This window comes from Collinsella aerofaciens, from assembly GCF_015546965.1.
Classification (GTDB): domain Bacteria; phylum Actinomycetota; class Coriobacteriia; order Coriobacteriales; family Coriobacteriaceae; genus Collinsella; species Collinsella aerofaciens_X.
Map to the genome: position 1 here is coordinate 202,059 of NZ_JADMUF010000001.1, position 19,351 is coordinate 221,409.

At 61.2% G+C, this 19,351-nt stretch carries 17 protein-coding genes; 2 read left to right on the forward strand and 15 right to left on the reverse strand.

The annotated features are described in order from the left end of the window. Position 1: 1 nt before the first annotated feature. From I1M21_RS00930 to I1M21_RS00945, 4 genes are all read right to left on the reverse strand, one after another. On the reverse strand, positions 2-358 hold the full coding sequence (locus tag I1M21_RS00930; RefSeq protein ID WP_195192047.1) for an ArsR/SmtB family transcription factor: 357 nt from the start codon (positions 356-358) through the stop codon (positions 2-4). 667 nt (positions 359-1,025) lie between these two features. Further along, entirely contained in the window at positions 1,026-2,663 is a 1,638-nt protein-coding gene (gene groL / locus I1M21_RS00935; RefSeq protein WP_006234938.1) for a chaperonin GroEL, read from the reverse strand. Positions 2,664-2,759: 96 nt separating this feature from the next. Then, on the reverse strand, positions 2,760-3,053 hold the full coding sequence (gene groES, locus I1M21_RS00940; protein WP_022094351.1) for a co-chaperone GroES: 294 nt from the start codon (positions 3,051-3,053) through the stop codon (positions 2,760-2,762). A 422-nt stretch (positions 3,054-3,475) separates the two neighbouring features. Further along, positions 3,476-5,113 carry an amidohydrolase gene (locus tag I1M21_RS00945; RefSeq protein WP_229025491.1) on the reverse strand — a complete coding sequence of 546 codons (1,638 nt, stop codon included), beginning with the start codon at positions 5,111-5,113 and terminating at the stop codon, positions 3,476-3,478. A 168-nt stretch (positions 5,114-5,281) separates the two neighbouring features. Between I1M21_RS00945 and I1M21_RS00950 the strand changes: the two genes are divergently transcribed. Further along, positions 5,282-6,745: a M20 family metallopeptidase gene (locus tag I1M21_RS00950; protein WP_195192049.1), complete on the forward strand. Its 1,464-nt coding sequence runs from the start codon at positions 5,282-5,284 to the stop codon at positions 6,743-6,745. A gap of 122 nt (positions 6,746-6,867) precedes the next feature. On the opposite strand, the gene I1M21_RS00955 is transcribed toward I1M21_RS00950, so the two are convergent. The 11 genes from I1M21_RS00955 to I1M21_RS01005 all read right to left on the reverse strand — a co-directional run bounded on the left by I1M21_RS00955 (position 6,868) and on the right by I1M21_RS01005 (position 17,272). Then, positions 6,868-8,148: a zinc-ribbon domain-containing protein gene (locus I1M21_RS00955; protein ID WP_195192050.1), complete on the reverse strand. Its 1,281-nt coding sequence runs from the start codon at positions 8,146-8,148 to the stop codon at positions 6,868-6,870. Positions 8,149-8,298: 150 nt separating this feature from the next. Then, the gene (locus tag I1M21_RS00960; protein ID WP_411160861.1) at positions 8,299-9,213 is read right to left on the reverse strand and encodes a YitT family protein; all 915 of its coding nucleotides are present in this window, start codon (positions 9,211-9,213) and stop codon (positions 8,299-8,301) included. A 314-nt stretch (positions 9,214-9,527) separates the two neighbouring features. After that, positions 9,528-10,058, reverse strand: a complete 531-nt coding sequence (locus I1M21_RS00965; RefSeq protein ID WP_195192052.1) for an Asp23/Gls24 family envelope stress response protein — start codon at positions 10,056-10,058, stop codon at positions 9,528-9,530. A 44-nt stretch (positions 10,059-10,102) separates the two neighbouring features. Next, the gene (locus tag I1M21_RS00970) at positions 10,103-10,480 is read right to left on the reverse strand and encodes a DUF2273 domain-containing protein (protein WP_271762623.1); all 378 of its coding nucleotides are present in this window, start codon (positions 10,478-10,480) and stop codon (positions 10,103-10,105) included. Beyond that, positions 10,473-11,018, reverse strand: a complete 546-nt coding sequence (locus I1M21_RS00975; RefSeq protein ID WP_195192053.1) for an Asp23/Gls24 family envelope stress response protein — start codon at positions 11,016-11,018, stop codon at positions 10,473-10,475. Before I1M21_RS00975 ends, I1M21_RS00970 begins: the two co-directional genes overlap by 8 nt. Positions 11,019-11,183: 165 nt before the next feature. Next, entirely contained in the window at positions 11,184-11,990 is an 807-nt protein-coding gene (locus I1M21_RS00980; RefSeq protein WP_195192054.1) for a YebC/PmpR family DNA-binding transcriptional regulator, read from the reverse strand. Positions 11,991-12,168: 178 nt separating this feature from the next. After that, positions 12,169-14,352 carry a DUF6020 family protein gene (locus tag I1M21_RS00985; protein ID WP_271762619.1) on the reverse strand — a complete coding sequence of 728 codons (2,184 nt, stop codon included), beginning with the start codon at positions 14,350-14,352 and terminating at the stop codon, positions 12,169-12,171. An 80-nt stretch (positions 14,353-14,432) separates the two neighbouring features. After that, positions 14,433-15,254: a prolipoprotein diacylglyceryl transferase gene (gene lgt / locus I1M21_RS00990; protein WP_195192055.1), complete on the reverse strand. Its 822-nt coding sequence runs from the start codon at positions 15,252-15,254 to the stop codon at positions 14,433-14,435. Between the two features lie 108 nt (positions 15,255-15,362). After that, positions 15,363-15,641 carry a NifU family protein gene (locus I1M21_RS00995; protein WP_035137589.1) on the reverse strand — a complete coding sequence of 93 codons (279 nt, stop codon included), beginning with the start codon at positions 15,639-15,641 and terminating at the stop codon, positions 15,363-15,365. Positions 15,642-15,812: 171 nt separating this feature from the next. Then, positions 15,813-16,337 (reverse strand): deoxycytidylate deaminase, encoded by a 525-nt coding sequence (locus I1M21_RS01000; protein ID WP_089572276.1) that lies wholly within the window; start codon positions 16,335-16,337, stop codon positions 15,813-15,815. A gap of 83 nt (positions 16,338-16,420) precedes the next feature. After that, positions 16,421-17,272 (reverse strand): type III pantothenate kinase, encoded by an 852-nt coding sequence (locus I1M21_RS01005; RefSeq protein ID WP_195192056.1) that lies wholly within the window; start codon positions 17,270-17,272, stop codon positions 16,421-16,423. 191 nt (positions 17,273-17,463) lie between these two features. On the opposite strand from I1M21_RS01005, the gene I1M21_RS01010 reads away from it, so the two are divergent. Beyond that, complete coding sequence (locus I1M21_RS01010) at positions 17,464-19,167, forward strand: OPT/YSL family transporter (RefSeq protein WP_195192057.1); 1,704 nt, start codon at positions 17,464-17,466, stop codon at positions 19,165-19,167. Positions 19,168-19,351 lie beyond the last annotated feature (184 nt).

A 19,351-nucleotide genomic window follows, 5' to 3' on the forward strand; every position in this document is an offset into this window, starting at 1 on the left:
GTCAGCCTTTCAGATGCTCAAACCCCTTGTCGATGATTTCTTTCACATGGTCATCAGCGAGAGAGTAATAAACAATCTGCGCCTCCTTGCGGAATTTGACAAGATTGGCAAGCCGCAATGCCTTGAGCTGGTGAGAAACCGCCGATTTCGTGACGCCAAGCAGCACGGCAAGATCACAGACGCACATCTCGCTTTGCTCCAACGCATGAAGAATCTGCACCCGCGTTCCGTCACCAAACAGCTTGAACAGGGACGCAAGCTGGATATAGTCCTCTTTTGTTTGCAGCTTATTCCGAACCTCATTCACCACATCTTCGTGAATGACATCGCAGTTGCAGGTGTATTCCGAATGAGCCATGGCATGAACCTCCTTTTATTTTTTAGTTGAGCAATTACTCAATTACTATATTATACGCACACTTCTCGAATTGGTTGATTTTCAATCTCAACGCAACAGCCTGAACGGACCCCGCGTTTCCGCAGCTAGCGCAACGCGGAACTAGCTCCCGGCACCTGGCCGTCGCCTCGTTTCCGCAGGTGGAGAGGCTATGGAGGCCGGCGTCCCCACCCTGCCGCGGCATGCTCCGCCAGCCCGCCGCGCAGCCGCTCCGGACTCAGCGCAACGGGCCCTCCGGCCCATGTCCCGGCGCGCCGGCTATCCCGCCAGCGGCCCCTCGCCCCTCGCGGCCCTGGCCCTGTCGATGCAGCCGGGCGTGAGGTCGAGCTCGCCGGGCGCCAGTACATCTCGATGCTGGAGAGGGGCCAAAGGGAGCTCAAGCCCATAAGGAGGGCCTACGAGGCGTGGGTCGAGGCCGGACTTCCGCTCGATTGGGACAGGCAAGCCTTCGAGGCCGAGCACAAAACGGATTCTAAAAAACACCTTGCCAAATAGGAGCGTCAGGACGCAAAGAGGCTCCGCAGCGCGAAGCGCGATGCGGAGCCTCTTTGCATGTCCGAGGACGTTCCGGAGAGAAGCCCCCGTCACGCCCCCGGATCCCCGGTGGGAGTTCTAGACCTTGTCGGCCTTAGTACATACCGCCGCCCTGCTGACCAGCGGTGGCAGCAGCGATAGCATCCTCAAGCTGAGTGTTCTTGGGCACATCGGAGACGGTGGCCTCGGTGATGAGGATCAGGCTGGCGACAGAAGCAGCGTTCTGCAGGGTGACGCGGCTGACCTTGACGGGGTCGAGGACGCCCATCTCGATCATGTCGCCCCACTCGCCGTTGGCAGAGTTGAGACCCTGGCCGGCGGGCAGCTCGGCAACCTTGTCGACCACGACAGCGCCCTCAAAGCCAGCGTTCTTGGCGATGGTGGCGACCGGAGCGGTCAGAGCCTTCTTGACGATATCGACGCCGATCTTCTCCTCGGGGTCGTCGATCTCGACAGCGTCGAGCGCAGGAGCAGCGTCCATGAAGGCGACACCGCCGCCGGCGACGATGCCCTCCTCAACAGCAGCGCGGGTAGCCTGCAGGGCGTCCTCGACGCGGTGCTTAATCTCCTTGAGCTCGGACTCGGTAGCAGCGCCGACCTTGATGACGGCAACGCCACCGGAGAGCTTGGCCAGGCGCTCCTGGAGCTTCTCGCGGTCGAAGTCAGAGGTGGTGTTCTCCATCTCGCCCTTGATCTGAGCGATACGGGCGTCGATGGCCTCCTTGGAGCCAGCGCCGCCAACGACGACGGTGTTGTCTTTGGAGATGGTGACGGACTTAGCGGTACCGAGCATATCGGCGGTGATGTCAGCGACCTTCACGCCCAGCTCGTCGAGAGCTGCCTGGCCACCGGTGAGGACGGCGATGTCCTCGAGGATGCGCTTGCGGCGATCGCCGTAGCCCGGAGCCTTGACGGCGCAGACGTTGAGGGCGCCACGGATCTTGTTGAGGACCAGGGTCGGCAGAGCCTCGCCGTCGATGTCCTCAGCGATGATGAGCAGGCCACGGCCAGCGCGCTGGACAGCCTCGAGAACAGGCATGATGTCCTGAACGCTGGAGATCTTCTGGTCGGTGATGAGGATATACGGATCCTTCATCACGGCCTCCATGCGGTCGTTGTCCGTGACGAAGTAAGCGGAGACATAGCCCTTGTCGAACTGCATGCCCTCGACGGTGTCGATGGTAATGTCGAACGTCTGAGAATCCTCGACGGTGATAACGCCGTCCTTGCCCACGACCTCCATGGCCTCGGCGATCTTCTCGCCGACCTCGGGGTCGCCGGCAGAGATGGTACCGACGGAAGCAATCTGCTCCTTGGTCTCGACCGGCTTAGCCTGCTTCTTCATCTCGGCGACGGCGGCGTTAACAGCCTTGTCGATGCCGCGACGAATCGCCAGCGGGTTGGCGCCAGCGGCGACATTGCGCAGACCGTCGTTGACGATGGCCTGGGCGAGCAGGGTTGCGGTGGTGGTGCCGTCACCCACGGTGTCGTTGGTCTTGGTGGCGACCTCCTTCACCAGCTGGGCACCCATGTTCTCGATGTTGTCCTCGAGCTCAATCTCCTTGGCGACGGAAACGCCGTCGTTGGTGATGGTCGGGGCACCGAACGTGCGCTGCAGCGCAACGTAGCGACCCTTGGGGCCCATGGTGACGGTAACGGCGTCGGCCAGAGTGTTGACGCCCTTGGCAAGCTTAGCGCGGGCATCGGTGTTGAACGTAATGTTCTTTGCCATGGTAGGTAATCCTCCAAAAGAAATGTGACTCGCGTCGCCGCTTCCGAGTCCTATGCGGCAGGCGCGTTCAAAGACGAATCAGAGATTCCGACGAGACTAGGCCTCGACGACAGCGTAGATGTCGTCGGCGCGCATCAGCAGATACTTCTCACCGTCGACCTTGACCTCGTTGCCACCGAACTTACCGTAGATGACAACGTCACCGACCTTGACGTCCATGGGGATGCGCTCACCCTTGTCGTTGACCTTGCCGGCGCCCACGGCAACGATGGTGCCGCGCTGCGGCTTCTCCTGAGCGTTGCTGGCGATATACAGACCAGAAGCGGTCTTCTGCTCGGCCTCGTCGGGCTTGACCAGAACACGATCTGCAAGCGGCTTCAAAGACGACATGCTTGTCTCCTCCTTTTTGGGCCGCGCGGTTATACCACGCGAATTAACCCTTTTTGTTTGCGTACGCGTTGAATGGTACCCACGAATGACGGGTTATACAACACGGAGTCAAAAAATCTTATTTTTTGGCACTTAGATTTTCTGAATGCCGGGGGATAACTTAGCGGTGACTCCGGGGCGGACCGGAGGGCATGAAGTTTGCTGCTCTACAGTCCTGCGCAAGACGGAAAGCACATTAAGTGCTTTCCTTTGCGTGCGGAACTCGCGACAAACTTCATGCCCTCCGGTCCGTCCCGGGAGCTGGGGTAACTTATTCGGGCCCGGCATTCAGAAAAGTCAGTGCAGCAAAATGGCGATGCAGATGGTGCGAACAAGAAAGGGGCACGTTGCTGGAACGTGCCCCTTATGGGTGGGGTATGGGGCTAGCGCTCGTAGATTAAGTTACCTGCCAGATAGGTGGCCTGAACCTTGGTGGCTTGCAGCTCTTGGGGGTCGATGGTGAGTGGGTTCTGGTCCAGGACTACCAGATCGGCGTATTTGCCGGGCTCCAAGCTGCCGAGGTTTTGCTCGTCGCTCGCTGCGTAGGCGCTGCCCAATGTGTAGTTGCGCAGGGCTGTTGCTGCATCGATGCGCTCGCTCGGTAACCAGCCGCCCTCGGGCCAGTGGCTGCGGGGATCTTGGCGCGTGATAGCCGTGTAGAGCACGTTCATGCTGGTAACGGCTGTGATGGGGCTATCGGTGCCGAAGGCTTGGCGGATGCCGTGCTGCTTATAGGTCGCAAACGGCCACATGATGCGGCTGCGCTCCAAGCCCAGGTCGCGCTCCGGACCACCCGGGTCGAGCGTGATATGGCAGGGTTGACTCGAGGCAATGACGTTGAGTTTGCGCAGACGATCGATGTCCTCGGGCAGCAGATTCTCCAAATGCTCAAGCGTATTATGGCCGTGCTGGGGCAAGCCGTAGAGCTCTGCCGCCTCCTCAAAGATATCGAGTGCGGCATGGATGGCGCCGTCGCCGATAACGTGGATGCGCACGGTGTGGCCGCGCTCGGCTGCCGCCAGAACCAGCTTGCGCATGCGCTCGGCGGGAACCGTCAGACGGCCCTGGTCGCCCGGGAAGCGCGGATTGGTATAGGGCTCGGTGAGATATGCCGTGTGTTCGCTCGACACGCCGTCGAAGAACTGCTTAAAACCAGGCGCCGAGAGCAGCGCGTTGTTCGCGTAGCGGGTCTGCAGCTCTTCCAAGCGCGACTGGTCATCCAGCAGCGTGGGGAACAGATGGGCTCGGATGCCCAACTTGCCGGCTGCCTGCAGTTTGTCGTAGACGTCGTCGCGGATAAAATCGCAGCCCGGCATGGGCATGAGCGACATATCGCATATCGAGGTGATGCCCTGCTCGGCCATACGCCTCATTTGATCGGCATAAGCGCTTGCAATGCGATCCTCCCCCAGCCACTCAAGGCAGCGCGGCAGCAGCTGCATGGCAGCCGCCTCGTGAGCAATGCCCGTGAGCTCGCCGTTTGCGTCCTTGTTGTAGCTGCCGCCCGCCGGCGGCTCGCTGTCGCGCGTGACGCCGAGCGCCTCGAGTGCACGGCTGTTGAGCCAAAGCGTGTGCCCGTCGCCCGAATACATAACGCAGGGACGATCGGGGAATGCCGCATCGAGCGACGCCTTGGTAGGATGCTCGGGCGGGTCCCAACGGTAGTCGCGCCAGCCCTGCGTCACAACCCAAGCGTCGTCGGGCAGGTCCTGGGAAAACTCGAGCGCATGTTGCACCAGCGCCGCCTCGGACGTGCCCATATCCATGAGCATGTAAGGCGAGGAGCCGACCGAGGTATGGAAGAAGTGCAGATGGGCGTCATGAAAACCGGGACAGACAAACTGCTCGCCATAGTCGACGACGGGCGTTGCAGCAGGGACCGCGGCAATCACATCGTCGGGCTTGCCGACCGCCATAATGTGATCGCCCGAGATGGCAATTGCCAGCTCACGGGCATTATCGACGCCATCTTGTGCGGTAAAGACGTTCTTGGAGCGAATGATCCGATCAATATGCTGCATGGGCATCCCCGTCTCTAGCAGGAAATTCAACACTCCCGAGTGTACTCCCCCGCCCCAGCTACAAAATGCAAAACGACAAACGGCGGCTTTGCCAGGCCAAGTGGCAGGTGGCATACTGGAAAGAGCTTGTACGATTTTGCGATTCAACCAGCAAGGAGCAAATCGACCATGACGAAGACCAAGGCACAGCAGATTATGGCGGCGACCGAGGCTCGCGCGGCTGACGACGTCACCGCAGCCATCAAAGATATCGCTACCGAGTTTGAACCCTACATCATCAAGCAGCGCCGCCACTTCCATAAGCACCCGGAGCTGAGCCTCGCCGAGGAGCGCACGACTTCTGACATCGCCAACCAGCTCGACGCCATGAATATCCCCTACGAGCGCCCCCTTAAGACGGGCCTGGTGGCGACCCTTCGCGGCACCGCGCCCGACGCCTATCGCGAGGACGGCACGCCGCGCCGCCGCATCCTGCTGCGTGCCGATATCGACGCCCTGCCCGTCACCGAGCAGACCGGCGAGGATTTCGCCAGCGTCAACGAGGGCTGCATGCACGCCTGCGGCCACGACTGTCACATCGCCATGATGCTCGGCACGCTGCAGATCCTGCGCCATATGACCGACGACATCCACGGCGAGGTCCGCATCGTCTTCCAGCCCAGTGAGGAAAACGGCCAGGGCGCCAAACTCATGATCGGCACGGGCGTGCTCGACGGTGTCGATGGCGCCTACGCCGCGCACATCTGGAGCGAGGTCGACGCCGGCACCGTAAGCTGTGAGCCTGGCCCGCGCATGGCCAATACCGACTGGTTCCGCATCGATGTCCGCGGCACCTCGTGCCACGGTGCCATGCCCCAGCGCGGCCACGACGCCGTTATGGTTGCCGCCGAGATCGTCAACGCCCTGCAGACCATCGTTTCGCGCGAGATCAGCCCCTACGAGCCGGCTGTCATCACCGTCGGCGAGCTGCACGGCGGCACCGCGCGCAACGTTATCGCCGGCACGGCCTACCTCGCCGGCACGGTGCGCACCTACGGTGATTCGACCCACGAGGAAATGCCGGAGCTTATGCGCCGCATCGTGGAGCATACTGCGGCCGCCTTGGGCGCCGAGGCAGAGCTCACCGACTACACCATCGCCAACTACAAGGTCGAAAACGACGCGGCCTCGAGCGAGCGCTGCCGTCAGGCCGTAATTAAGTGTCTGGGCCCCGCCGGCCAAGGCCATTATCGCGGCACGCTTTCGGGCGAGGATTTTTCGGAGTACCTGCGCCGCGTACCGGGCGTGCTCGCCTTTGTAGGTACGCGCAACCCCAAGATTGGCGCCACGTACGCCCAACATTCCTGCTTTTACAAGATTGACGAGAGCGTGCTGGCAAAGGGCTCCATGGTGGCAGCCCAGTATGCCATCGACTTTTTGGCCGAGCCCACGCAAGAGGAGCTCGACGGCCCCGCGATTACCGCGGTCGCCGAAACCAACCCCGAACTGGCCGCCAAGTTGCGCTCTGCCAAGGCGACGACCGCCGAGGCTCGTAACGCCATCCATGATGCCCGCACGGCTCGCCATGTCGCGATCAAGGGCATCCACGAAGCCCGCGCCGCCGCTCGTCACGAGGAGAAACACGACGAGTAGTCGTCACACCCATCCATAGCAGCCTGGCTAGAGCAAAGCGGGGGCGGACGTTTCAACACGTCCGCCCCCGCTCATTTGTCAAGCGCTATTTCTACCTCGCCCCCAAATGACGGGCGGCATGGCTACTCGTCCTGAGGGTCCTCGTCGGTACTTGACTCGGGCGCCGGCTCAGGCTCGGGCGCAGGCTCAGGTGCAGGTGCCGGCTCAGGCTCAGGCACGGGCGCCGGCTCGGGCGCAGGCTTGGGCTCAGACGCGGGCTCGGGTGCAGGTGCAGGTGCAGGCGCGACATCCGGAGCACTGTAACCCGAGGGAGCGGGCTTCTTCTCGAAGGGCAATACAAAAGTCAGGACGTCGTCCTTGTCCTCGTCGGCCCACTCGCTTGCATAACGTGCAACCCAATAGCCAACGGCACGATGCTTGAGCATCTTGCCAAAGACCGTAAGAAATACGGTGACAAAAGCGACCAGAACCAGGAACAGCACGAGTGTGATGCCACCGCCGGTAACAATCGCCTCGATACCCGTAGGACGATAGTAGTAGCTATACATACCGACAGAGGCAATGGCGCCAAAGACGACCGTCAAGATCCATGTGACAACGTTGGCGACCAAGCCCGTCAAAAACTCGGGAAGGAACGAAGCGCAGAACAGCTTGGTCTTATTGTTCTTAAAGGCCGCCCAAACCTTATCGAGCGAAAACGCGCTCTCGACGCGACCGGTCACCGCAAAATGCATCACGGCAATGTCGGCGAACATCTTAAAGAAGACCCCCAGGACCGCCGTGGCAATCATAGCCAGGACAAGCAAGCCAAGCGAGCCAAACAGCGCAGCCTCGAGCGCATAAGAGCCGTAATAAGAATACGAGCCCGCAGCGCCAATTACCACGCCCTCCACCAGCGAAAGCACTACACCGATCACGGGAATGGCAGCGATAACCTCGAGCACGACCGAGATAACGCTCGAAAAGACTCCGAGACCAAACGACGTGGAACGCATCAACGGGCGCTCCATGCCGTCATCGATCTTAAGCGACAGATCGCGACCCCACTCGATGCCAAAGCCCGAACCGCACACGCTCGCCACGTAGGCGACCAAAAAGCCGATGGCAGCTGCAATACCGCCGATAACGGGGATGAACAGCACGAGCACCGACACGACACAGATAAGCGCCGGCAAAAAAGCAATTTGGCACACGCGCTGCAGCACGCCCGGAGTCTTGGTCATATCCTCAAACGCCTGAGCTACACAGCCCTTGAGCGCGTTCGTGGGAGGCTGAGGGACAAATTGCTGAGGCTGAGGCTGACCCTGAGGGGCGGAAGCTGCAGCACCAGCATTAGGGGCACCGCACACGCCGCAGAACTTGTCGTTATCGCCCATAGGAGCGCCACACTGCGAACAGAACATCGAAATCATCCCTTCGTATCTAGAGCGAATCACCTGGATCGCAAACGATGTCTTTGGCATCATTATCACCCAATGTGAGGACAAATACTCTTAGATGACGTATTTGCAACGCGCGAGGCGCTTTTCGATTGTTTGATGAGTGTGTCCGCGCTAGTTCGTGCCGCGGAAACCCTTGCCGACGATCTCGGAGCTGTCGACAATCGTGATAAAGGCACCCGGATCGACCTCGCGCGCATAGCGGCGCAGTTGCACGGCCTCGCGACGGCTCAGCACGCTCATAATCACCGTGACGCACCTGCCCGAGAAGGCGCCGTAACCACGGCTGATTGTTGCTGTGCGGTTGAGATGCTTGACGATAAACTCCTCGACTTTGCGCGGTTCGGCGCAAATAATCGTACAGACCTTACGAAGGTGAATGCTCTCGATGGCCTTATCGACCACGAGCGTCTTGGCAAACAGGCCAAGTACGCAGTACAGGCCGACGCGCGGGCCATACAGGAAAGCCGCGACGGTCACGATGCCGATATCGACCAGCAACAAGGCGCGTCCGATCTCGAGCGTCGTACGACGCTTGAGAATCATGGCAAGGATGTCGGTGCCGCCCGTCGAGGCGCCAATGTCAAAGACAATGGCACTGCCCAGCGCCGGCAAGATGACGGCAAAACACAGGTCGAGCCACATATCGCCCGTCATCGAAACATCCGTCGGGATGAAGAGCTCAAACAGCGAGACGTAGGCCGAAAGCGCAAACGAGGCAAAGACGCTCCAAAGGATTGCCTTGCGCTCCAAAAAGATAAAGCCCAGGATGACCAGGACCGCGTTGATAATCCACATAAAGACGCCGACGGGCAGAGTCGGGAACAGCGTGGAAAGAATGACCGACACACCCGAGGTGCCGCCGAAGGCAAAGTGATTGGGCGTTTTGAAAGCCACGATGGCAAAGGCCGTGAGGATCAGCCCCAAATTGAGCTCGGCAAAAAAGCGCGGAAAGCCTGGCTCCTGGCTGCGCTTGCGGCCGGCGCGCTCGCCACGTTCGATATCCTCGCGACCGACAACGCGCTCCATCGGCACCACCGGAGGACGATGCACCTCCTCGGCGGCACGCGACGCCGCCTCTGCCGCAGCGGCCTCAATCGCCCATGCCTTGCTTTCGGTCTCGTGTTCGTCGGCATTACGGCAACCCCTCGTTAACAATTTGGAAACAATGCGCCCATTAGGGTAACGCGGAACGCGAAGATTGCAACCCTTAGTTAGACGAGCGGTATGACTAGATCGAGGCTATATAGAAAACGGTCGACTGCGCTTTTGCTTGCGCTGTCGACCGTTTGGCGTTTTCGCAGTTAAAACCTGCCAAAATAAACCTATCCCTTATTGGTAGGTTACTCGTGCTGGCTGGTGCGGTGCTCGTACTCCTCGGGGGTGATGACATCCTCGATGCGCAGGTTGACGCCTGCCACCTCAAGACCGGTCATCGCGGCCAGACGCTCGGTGACACGTGCCTTGACATCGTCGAAGATCGCGGGCGCATAGGCGCCGTACTCGATGATGACGGAGATGTTGACGACCACGCGGTTGTCGTCGGTGACCTCGACCGTCACGCCCTTGGTCAGGTTCTCGGCACCAAACTGCTCCTGCACAAAGTGCATAAGGTTACCCTTCATGCCCAGAACGTGCGGCACCTCGCGGGTGGCCATGGCGACGATCTTCTCGATCACGCCGTTGGAATAGGTCAGCGAGTCCTCGGACTCGTCCGCCTCCTCGTCGTCCTCGTCCGCCTCGTCCGCCTCGTCTTCGGACTCGGCCTCGACGAGCGTCTCGTCCTCGAGCGTTACATCCTCCGCATCGGCGGCGACGGTCTCGTCTGCCTCGAGCTCGGTATCGGCCACATCGACCTTCGTGTTAAAAGCCATGGTTCCTCCTTATGTCTGCCACGGATGCGACAGTCGAATACATATTAGCGGCCGCTAAACAGACGCCCGAAGAAGTTGACGATACCGTTCTCGCCGTCGCGAATCTGGCCGATCACGGCGCCGATCAACACAAAGAATGCGATGACGAGCGTGTCCCACAGGCCCAACGTAAGTACCAGCACGGCGAGGATAAAGCCCGCCACGGCGCCGAGCGTAGTGTTGGGGTGGCGCACGGCGTAGCTCCAGATAGCAGCGCCCGTACCTTTGATGAGACCCATGGCCTCGTCAAAGTCGTTGGCGGCGCCGTCGTACTGCTCGCCGGCCTCGGGCTTGGTGTCGGTGGTCTCGCCTGCCGGCGTAGCGTTCTGGTCGATCGTCAGGCGCGGCGTGCGGGCGGTCTTGTCTTGGTTGGTATCACTCACCGGAAACCTCCACGGTCTGGACGGTAGTCTTGGACGGCAAAAAACGGACGCGCGCGGTCGTGCCCGGCGTGCCGAGCATGGTGTCGCAGGCCTTCTCGATGCGCTGCTGCATCGCGGTGGCAAGAGAGGCGACGTCTTTATCATCCAGCGCGATGGCCTCGACCTTAAAACGAACGCGCGACTCGTCGGAGCCTTGAACGCGCGCCTCGATATGCTCAACCATCACGCGATCATCGCACTCCGCCGCGGCACGGGCGCACGAGGAAAGCGCTGCGAGCGTAACCTCGATATTGCGCTCCCCCGCCGGATGCACGCAGGACGGCTCACGACGCGCGAACATCAGGCGGAAAAAACCGATGAGCACGCCAAGCGCCACGATAGCGGCACACACCGTAACGACGACGCGAGGCATGGTGTCACGCAACAGCAGCATAAAGCGATACGTATACGGTCCCCAGAACTGGCAGACAAGCGTACCCAGCGCCACGATGGCGGCGGCAAGATACACGATCGCTAGGGCTCGTTTGAGTACGCGCACGCGCGCTCCCTTCAGGTTTCGGTCCACAGAATGCAAAACGGCTCGCATCATTATAAAAGAGCCGGGTCCGGTGCCATACGCACGCGGATCCGGCTCATCTATTCCACGAGGCTTGCATGCTCGCTTCATTATGCCCAGATATGCACGGCTTAACCCGTGTGGGCGCTACTCCTCCTCGAGGGCAGCGATGACCTCGTCGGTCATGTCCATGGTGCTGTAGACGTCCTGGACGTCGTCGAGCTCCTCGAGACGGTCGATGAGGCGCTGGACCTTCTTGGCGTCGGTACCGGAGATCTCCGTCGGGGTGGTCGGGACCATGGTGGTCTCGGAGCCCTTGACCTGGATGCCCTGCTCCTCGAGTGCCTTGGAGACAGCCATGACGTCGTTAGCAGCGGTCCAGACAATCCACTCCTCGCCGGCGTCCTCGTAGTCCTCGCCACCGGCCTCGGCGATTGCCATCATGAACTCATCCTCGTCACCGGCAGCACCGTTGGCGATCATGGTCTCCTTCTTGGCGTTCTCGTCCAGGATCTCCTTGGCGACGACGATCTGGCCCTTGCGCTCAAACTGGAAGGCGACGGAGCCGGAGGTGCCCAGGTTGCCGCCAGCGTGGGAGAAGGCGGAACGGACATCGGCGGCAGTGCGGTTGCGGTTATCGGTCAGGCAGTCGACGTAGACGGCGACACCGGCGGGACCATAGCCCTCGTACACGATGTTCTCGTAGACAGCGGCGTCGGCACCCGAACCGAAGGCCTTGTCGATAGCGGACTTGATCTTGTCCTTGGGCATGGACTGAGCCTTGGCCTTGGCAACAGCAGCGGCGAGGCTGGCGTTGTTCTCGGGCAGCGGGTCGCCGCCGAGACGGGCAGCAACGGTGATGTTGCGGCTCAGCTTGGAGAAGAGGGCGGAACGCTTGGCGTCCTGCGCGCCCTTACGATGCTTGGTTGTGGCCCACTTAGAGTGTCCGGACATACGTGTCTCCTATCGGTTTCGACCTAAAGCCCAGCGCAGATGCTCGGGCAATATAAACAAACGTCGTTATGATATACCTACTGGCCTGTGAGATAAACCCCAAAATGAAGGCGTCGTGATGATACAACCCTTTGGTGCATTGGGGTAGTGCAAAGCAACCTGTCCCCTTTACACCAAATTAGGACCAGAGGAGGTCGCTGCGGGTAATGGTAGCGCCGATGGCAAAGGGCATGCAGGCGATGACCGGATACAGGTAGCGCATGTAGGTCGAGCCGTTGCAAGGACCGATCAGGCACACGGCGAGCACGCCCAAAAGCGGCACCCAAATGGCCAGCCCGCGCCACGAATGGCGACGTAACAGATAGACCACCACGGCGATCATGATCCACACATAGGTGGCCGAGCTCATGGTGAGCGAGATAAACGGTATGCGCTGCACCGCCACGCGATACAGGTTGATCAGGTGATCGCACCAGCGCACGACCTTGCTATCGGCCGGATGGAAGTCGAAGTACTTGAGGTTATCGGGCTTCGCCATAATCTCGGCGCTGCGCGCCGTGCTGTAGACCCACGCATCGCGGGCACTCGGATAAAAGTAGCCGTAGTAGTTATTGATGAGCGCCGAGATATAGCACTCGGGATCCTTTTTGAACATCTGGGCCCACACCTCAAAATAGGCCTTGATGTCCTCCTGCGAGGCGTACTCGTTAAAGCAATTTTTGACGGCGTCCGACTTATCCGGGTTGTAGCGGCGGCCCAGATTCTCGTACTTGAGCACACGGTCGATCACGGCACGCTCTTCGTCGGTCACCAAGCCGTCGCAAGGAGCCTCCACGATGGTGCCGTCCTCCTTAACCGTGGGGTTGACGCCCGAGTTGAGGCCGTCGTGCTTTTGGACGAAACGAGCCGTCTGCTGGAACGGAATCGAGAGGATTTCGCGCTTGGAACCAGGCGTGATGTCGTGCGCCGGCATAAAGACCTTGGTGAAATACATATTAGAGGCAAGGCAGAATGCAAGCACCGCAAGAACTCCCACCCAGCGGAAACGCGGGATGGCATCCGAAGGCGCAGCACCATCCTGCTTGGCTGCACGACGAGCCACATGCGCGTCCCATGCGCAAAACGCCGCCGCGATTACGCATGCCGCCAGGGGAAACACCAGGCCGCCGTTGCGCAGAAACGTGGAACCCATGGTGCCCAGAGCGAGCAGCAGCCAGTCATGGCGCGCAAAGAGCACGGGCCTCTGTTCGCCCGCACGCTCGGCATTGGCATCGCGACGGGGCAGGCCGCATGCCACGAGCTTCACGGTCTGCACCAACAGCACCAAAAACGCGTCGGCAAACAGCACATCTTTGGTAAGCAGGGCCGCGTAGTTGGAGAACATGGGCATAAACACAAAGAACAGCAAGACCGCGCCGCGGACCGGCAGGCTCACGCCCAGCTTGCGCAGCGACGAGATGGAATAGGCCATGCAGGCGGCCGTAATGATGAACTGAGCGCAGGTGTAGATAGCAAGACCTGCGTTGGCGCTGTTGAACAGTGAAAGCCCCAGCTGGACGCACGAACCGATGATAGCCGTGTGCACCACGGGGTGATGTCCGTTGAGCAACACATTGGGATTGAGCAGACGCAAGTAGTCACTCGTGCCGTTGGGATAGTTGAACCACTGGCGAATCTGCGCACCCGTATCTCCCATAAAAAGGCCGGGCAGCGAAGCGATGAGTGTGGGCGCCCAGGCGATCATAAGCACCAGGAAGGGCCCGGCAAAGGGATGGACCGAGAGCACGGCGTGAGCCACACGCCATACGCGGCCAAAGTGCGCTTCGGAAAACGGAATGCGCCGAGAGCTCAGCCAATCTAGGCACTCAAAGGTAAGGTAGAAGGCAACGACCGCCAAGAGCATCCAGCCCACACCGCCTATCCAGGCGCAGATGATGCGGGCCTTGTCGCCGAGCACGATCTCGGCCGAATCGGTGAGGTCGTAGCTGCGGCCAAACACCATGCAGACGGCAAAGAACAGCGACGGAAGGATCACCGAGGGACGCCAAGCGTCGCCGCGGCCAAAGAATACGTAGCGAAACGGCAGCGTGAGCAGGCAGGCAAGCGCAAGCAGCATGACCGCGTCGGTATGGCCGGCAAACGAGAGGAGCACCTCGTAGCACACGTACAGCATGCCCGAGGCTTTGGGGTCAATCGCCAAGACCGCGTTGCTCGACACCGGGGCGGGATCGATGGAAAACGCCGTGGTCGCCAACAGTGCGAGCAAAAATGCGATGAGCGTCTGCTTGGCGGGATAGCGCTTAAACCAGACGATGCGGGCAGCGTCGCGCGCAGCCGTTGTGGAGAGGTCGGAATCCTTCACAGTCCGAAAGCCTTTCTAGAAACCTATCAAACTCGGCAAGACCACCACAAAGGTGCCTGTCCCCTTTGCGGTGGTCTTGGTTAGGCGTCGAGGTAGATGCGCTGGGGGCGATTGCGGTGTCGGGCGAAGATGATGAGCGCCAGGCCGGCGATCACGAGCGGCAAACTCAGCAGCTGGCCCATAGTGATGACGCCGCCCAACAGATAGCCCAGCTGCGCATCGGGCACGCGCACGAACTCAACGAGAAAGCGGACGATGCCATACCCCATCACGAACACGCCCATAAACGTACCCTGGGGCAGCAGCGGCTTTTTGCGGCTGAGCACCTGCACAATACAGAAGAGCACGACGCCCTCAAGAAACGCCTCGTAGAGCTGGGAGGGATGGCGCGGCATATCGCCCGCGGTGCCGCCAAAGACCACACCCCAAGGCAGATCAGTCGGTTTGCCCCACAGCTCGCCGTTGACGAAATTGGCACAACGGCCCAGGCACAGGGCCAGCGGGGCGCCGATCACAGCAAGGTCGGCGACGGTCCAGGCGTCAAGCTTGTACATGCGGCACACGATGATGCCGCCCAAGATGCCGCCCACCAGGCCGCCGTGGAAGCTCATGCCTCCCTCGTTGGTGGCAAAGATCTCGAGCGGGTGGGTCCAATAGTAGCCATCACCATAAAAGACGACGTAAAACAGGCGCGCGCCGATGATGAGGCCAAAGACCGCGCCGACCACGACGCTCGTCAGGTCATCAATCGTAATGTCGAAGCCCCAGCGGCGCTGCGTGCGATACATGACGACTGCCGTAAGCAGGGCGCCGACCACATAGGCCAGGCCGTACCAGTAGATGGTGATGGGGCCCGCCGAGATCGCGACGGGATCAAGCATATGGTAGAGGTCGTTGAGCATATCGATCCCCTGCTCCCTACATACAAATGCGGCCGCGGGCCTTACGCTCGCAGCCGCATGTTTGGGCGTAACGTCTATGCGGAGCGTACCGTCCGCAGCTTTCGCATCTTAGAACGGCGCGTACTCGTCGTACAGGTCCTCGGCCTCGCCGGAAGCATTGACCTGCTCAACGCGGGTAACACCGGGTACATGCTCCTTCAGGATGCGCTCGATGCCCATAGACAAGGTCAGTGAGCTCATGGGGCAGCCGGCGCAAGCGCCCTGCAGCTCCAGCTTGACAACGCCCTCGTCGTCGACGCCCACATACTCCATATCGCCGCCGTCGGCCTGCAGGTTGGGGCGGATCTCTTCAAGAACCTTCTTAAGCAGCTCTTCGTTAACAGCCACAGGGGCTCCTTTCTCACAATAACGCGGGCACGCCCGCGGACAGAAGCTATGTTACTACAGCCATGTACCCGCTCACGAGCCGTCCATGCGCGCAGACGCGACTTTCACGAGTAGTCAATTTGGGACGGGGCTCTTTGAGCTGCGTTCGTCGTCAGATAGCGACAACGCATATTACTGCTGAGCCTGTCCCCCGGTACCAATCTGGACATCGACGATGACCTGGCGGTAGCTGATGCCGCAGGAGTCGAGAATGCGGCGGCTGATACGGCCGTCATCGGTGTCGGCATACTTATTGTCCAGGTAGACGACCTCGCCCACACCCACCTGCGCCAGGATCTTGGCGCAGTCGTGGCACGGAAACAGCGTGACGTAGACCGTGGAACCCTCGAGGTCTTTGAGCGAGCCGCGGTAGTTGAGCACGGCGTTGGCCTCGGCATGAACTACGTAGTTATGCTTGTCCTGCAGCGGGTCATCGCTCGTGCCCCACGGGAAAAAGTCGTCGTTGAGCGCCGAGGGCGTACCGTTGTAGCCCACCGAAAGGATGCGGTGGTTGGTGCTGGCGATGCACGCGCCCACCTGCGTGTTGGGGTCCTTACTGCGGCGCTGCGCGGCGATGGCCACGCTCATAAAGAACTCATCCCAGCTAATGACGTCGCGGCGCTTGCCCGACGCGGTTTGATGAAGATCGTCCGACATGGCAGACACCTCCGAAATCGCAATAGTTTGACCCATTGTAGCAGGTGGAAGGTGGAGACGTTTTTGTCCCATCGCCCCCATCGCTACGCGCGGCGGGGCTTTTGGTTGATGTGGTAGAGCTCGGCGAGACCCCGCAACGTCAGCGCATCGTCGACCGTCAGGCTATGGCCGACCAGCGCCGCAAGCGCCTCGGCATCGTCGCCGGTAATGACGATGGGCACGTTGCCCTCCCCCGCGGCCTTGGTCGCGCGCATCTCGGCGAGCACCATGTCGAGCATGCCGTCGATGCGGGCAACCTCGCCCAAGACCACGCCCGAGCGCATGGCCTCACGCGTGTTGCGACCGATGACGTGTGTCGGCGCCGAGGGCTCAACCTGGGGCAGGCGCGCTGCTGCCGCCGAAAGCGAGCGGGCGCCGAGGGCCAGGCCTGGCGCGATAACGCCGCCGACAAAGGTGCCGCGCGCGTCGATGACCTCGATATTGGTCGTCGTGCCTAGGTCGATCACAATGCACGGCGAGCCGTAGACGGCGCGGGCAGCCACGGCGTCGGCGATGCGGTCGGGACCGATCTCGGCCGGGTCATCGTAGTGCACGGGTATGCCGGTCTTAAGTCCCGGCCCCACGGTGAGCACGCGCCCCGTGCAGGTACGGGAAAGCGCCGCCTTCCACGGGCGCACGAGCGCCGGGACCACGCAACTCAGCACAGCAGCCGCGGGCACAAGCGCGCCCGGCATGCCCGCATCGGCCGCCAGTGCGGCCATGACCTGCACGAGACGCATGCGCGCCTCGTCCGCCGTGATGCTCGACGGCGTGGTGATCTCGCACGTCGCAAGCGGACATTCCTGCGCCGCGGCCGAATCCTCTGCAAACAGGCCAAAGCGAATGAACGTGTTGCCCACGTCGACCGTCAATATATATGCGCACCCATTAAGCATCGTCGGCGCTCCTTTCGTCTGCCCAGCAGTATATCGCCTACCTAAACCAGTCATCCCAAAATGACTAGCTTGCGGCTATACTGGTGCGCGGTCGTTTGCGAGCTCACGCGGCGGCCTTTGTAACCCGACTTCCCGCGCCGTATCCGTAACGGCGCTCCCGGGGGAAGCGGATATACGCAAAGGAGTTCTATATGAGCAATCCCTCGAACCGCGCTTCGATGCGTGGGCAACTCACGTTGCGCGGCGTCGTCATCGGCGTCCTTGGCTGCGTGATCATCACGGCAAGCTCGGCCTACACCGCCCTCAAGATGGGCGCACTCCCCTGGCCGATCATTTTCGCTGCCGTCATCTCGCTGTTCTTCCTTAAGCTCATGGGCAACGCCAGCCTCAACGAGGCAAACGTCACCCACACCATCATGTCCGCAGGCGCCATGGTCGCCGGCGGCCTGGCGTTTACCATCCCGGGCGCCTGGATGCTGGGCTATGCCGACCAGATCAGCTGGCTCGACATGTTTATCGTGGCGCTCGCCGGCACCATCTTGGGCCTTCTGGCGACAGCGCTCATCCACCGTCACTTTATCGTGGACGCCGCGCTTGAGTTCCCCACCGGCAACGCCGCAGCTCAGACCCTGCGCGCCACCGAGGCCGGCGGCAAGACCGGCAAGCAGCTCTTTGGCTCCATGGCCATCGCAGGCATCTACAGCGTGCTTCGCGACGCCCTGGGCGTGGTGCCCAGCATGCTGTGCACGCTCAATATCCCCGGCGTGACCTTTGCCATCTACAACTCGCCCATGTTGCTGTCCATCGGCTTTTTGGTGGGCTTCGCCCCCGTCGCGTTCTGGTTTGCCGGCGCGCTGCTGGGCAATTTTGGCATCATCGTCGGCGGCACCGCTGCCGGTCTGTTTGACGTTATGACCGCACAGGGCATTGTTAAGTCCCTGGGTATGGGCCTCATGATGGGCTTTGGCGTCGCCGTCGTCCTCAAGGACATCCTGCCGCAGGTCGCCGGTATCGTCCGCGGCCTCGCCGCCGACAGCTCCACCGACACCGACGAGCAGTCGCTCATCTCGGGCTCCCTTAAGCTCGACGCCGGTATCATCGGCCTGGGCGCTGCCGCCATCGCCGTGATCGTTGCCATCGTACTCGATCTTGGCCCCGTTCCAGCCGTCATCGTCACGCTGTTCACCTTTGTCACCACCATCATGAGCGCGCAGAGCTGCGGCCAGACGGGTATCGACCCCATGGAGATCTTCGGCCTCATCGTCATGCTCATCGTTGCCGCCTTCGCGCAGCTCGCTCAGGTCAAGCTGTTCTTTATCGCCGGCATCGTGGCCGTAGCGTGCGGCCTTGCGGGCGACGTCATGAACGACTTTAAGGCCGGCGCCGTGCTGGGCACCAACCCGCGCGCGCAGTGGGTTGGCCAGGCCATCGGCGGCATCGTGGGCGCCCTGGTCGCCGCCGCCGTCATGGTCGCGCTCGTCACCGCCTATGGTCCGGACGCCTTTGGCCCCGACAAGAGTTTTGTAGCCGCGCAGGCAAGTGTGGTCGCCACCATGGTCTCGGGCATCCCGAGCGTGCCGTGGTTCGCAGGCGGCTTTATCGCCGGCATCGTCATGTACTGGCTCGGCATTCCGGCCATGATGATCGGTCTGGGCGTGTACCTGCCGTTCTATATGTCGCTCACGGCTTTCCTGGGCTCCTGCGTTAAGCTCGCCTACGACAAGTGGGCCGCTCACCGCGACGCCGAGGCCGGTCTTTCGGACGAGGAGAAGGCCGCCAAGGATGCCGCCTTCCAGGAGCAGGGCCTGGTCGTCGCCAGCGGCCTGCTCGGTGGCGAGTCTATCGTCGGCGTTATCCTGGCGTTTGTCTCTGTTGGCCTGAGCCTGCTGGGCTAAGCTGAGCAGCTGTTCGCTCGTACTTTAGCGACAGCCCGGTCGCAATCATATTGCCTACGGCTTGCCCGGTCGGTAGCTTTTGTGGCTGCCGACCGGGCTTTTTGATGCCAATACAAAGAAAGGCCGGCGCGCTGCGTATCACAGCACGCCGGCCTTATCGGTTGAGCCATCGAGTCGGTCTCGC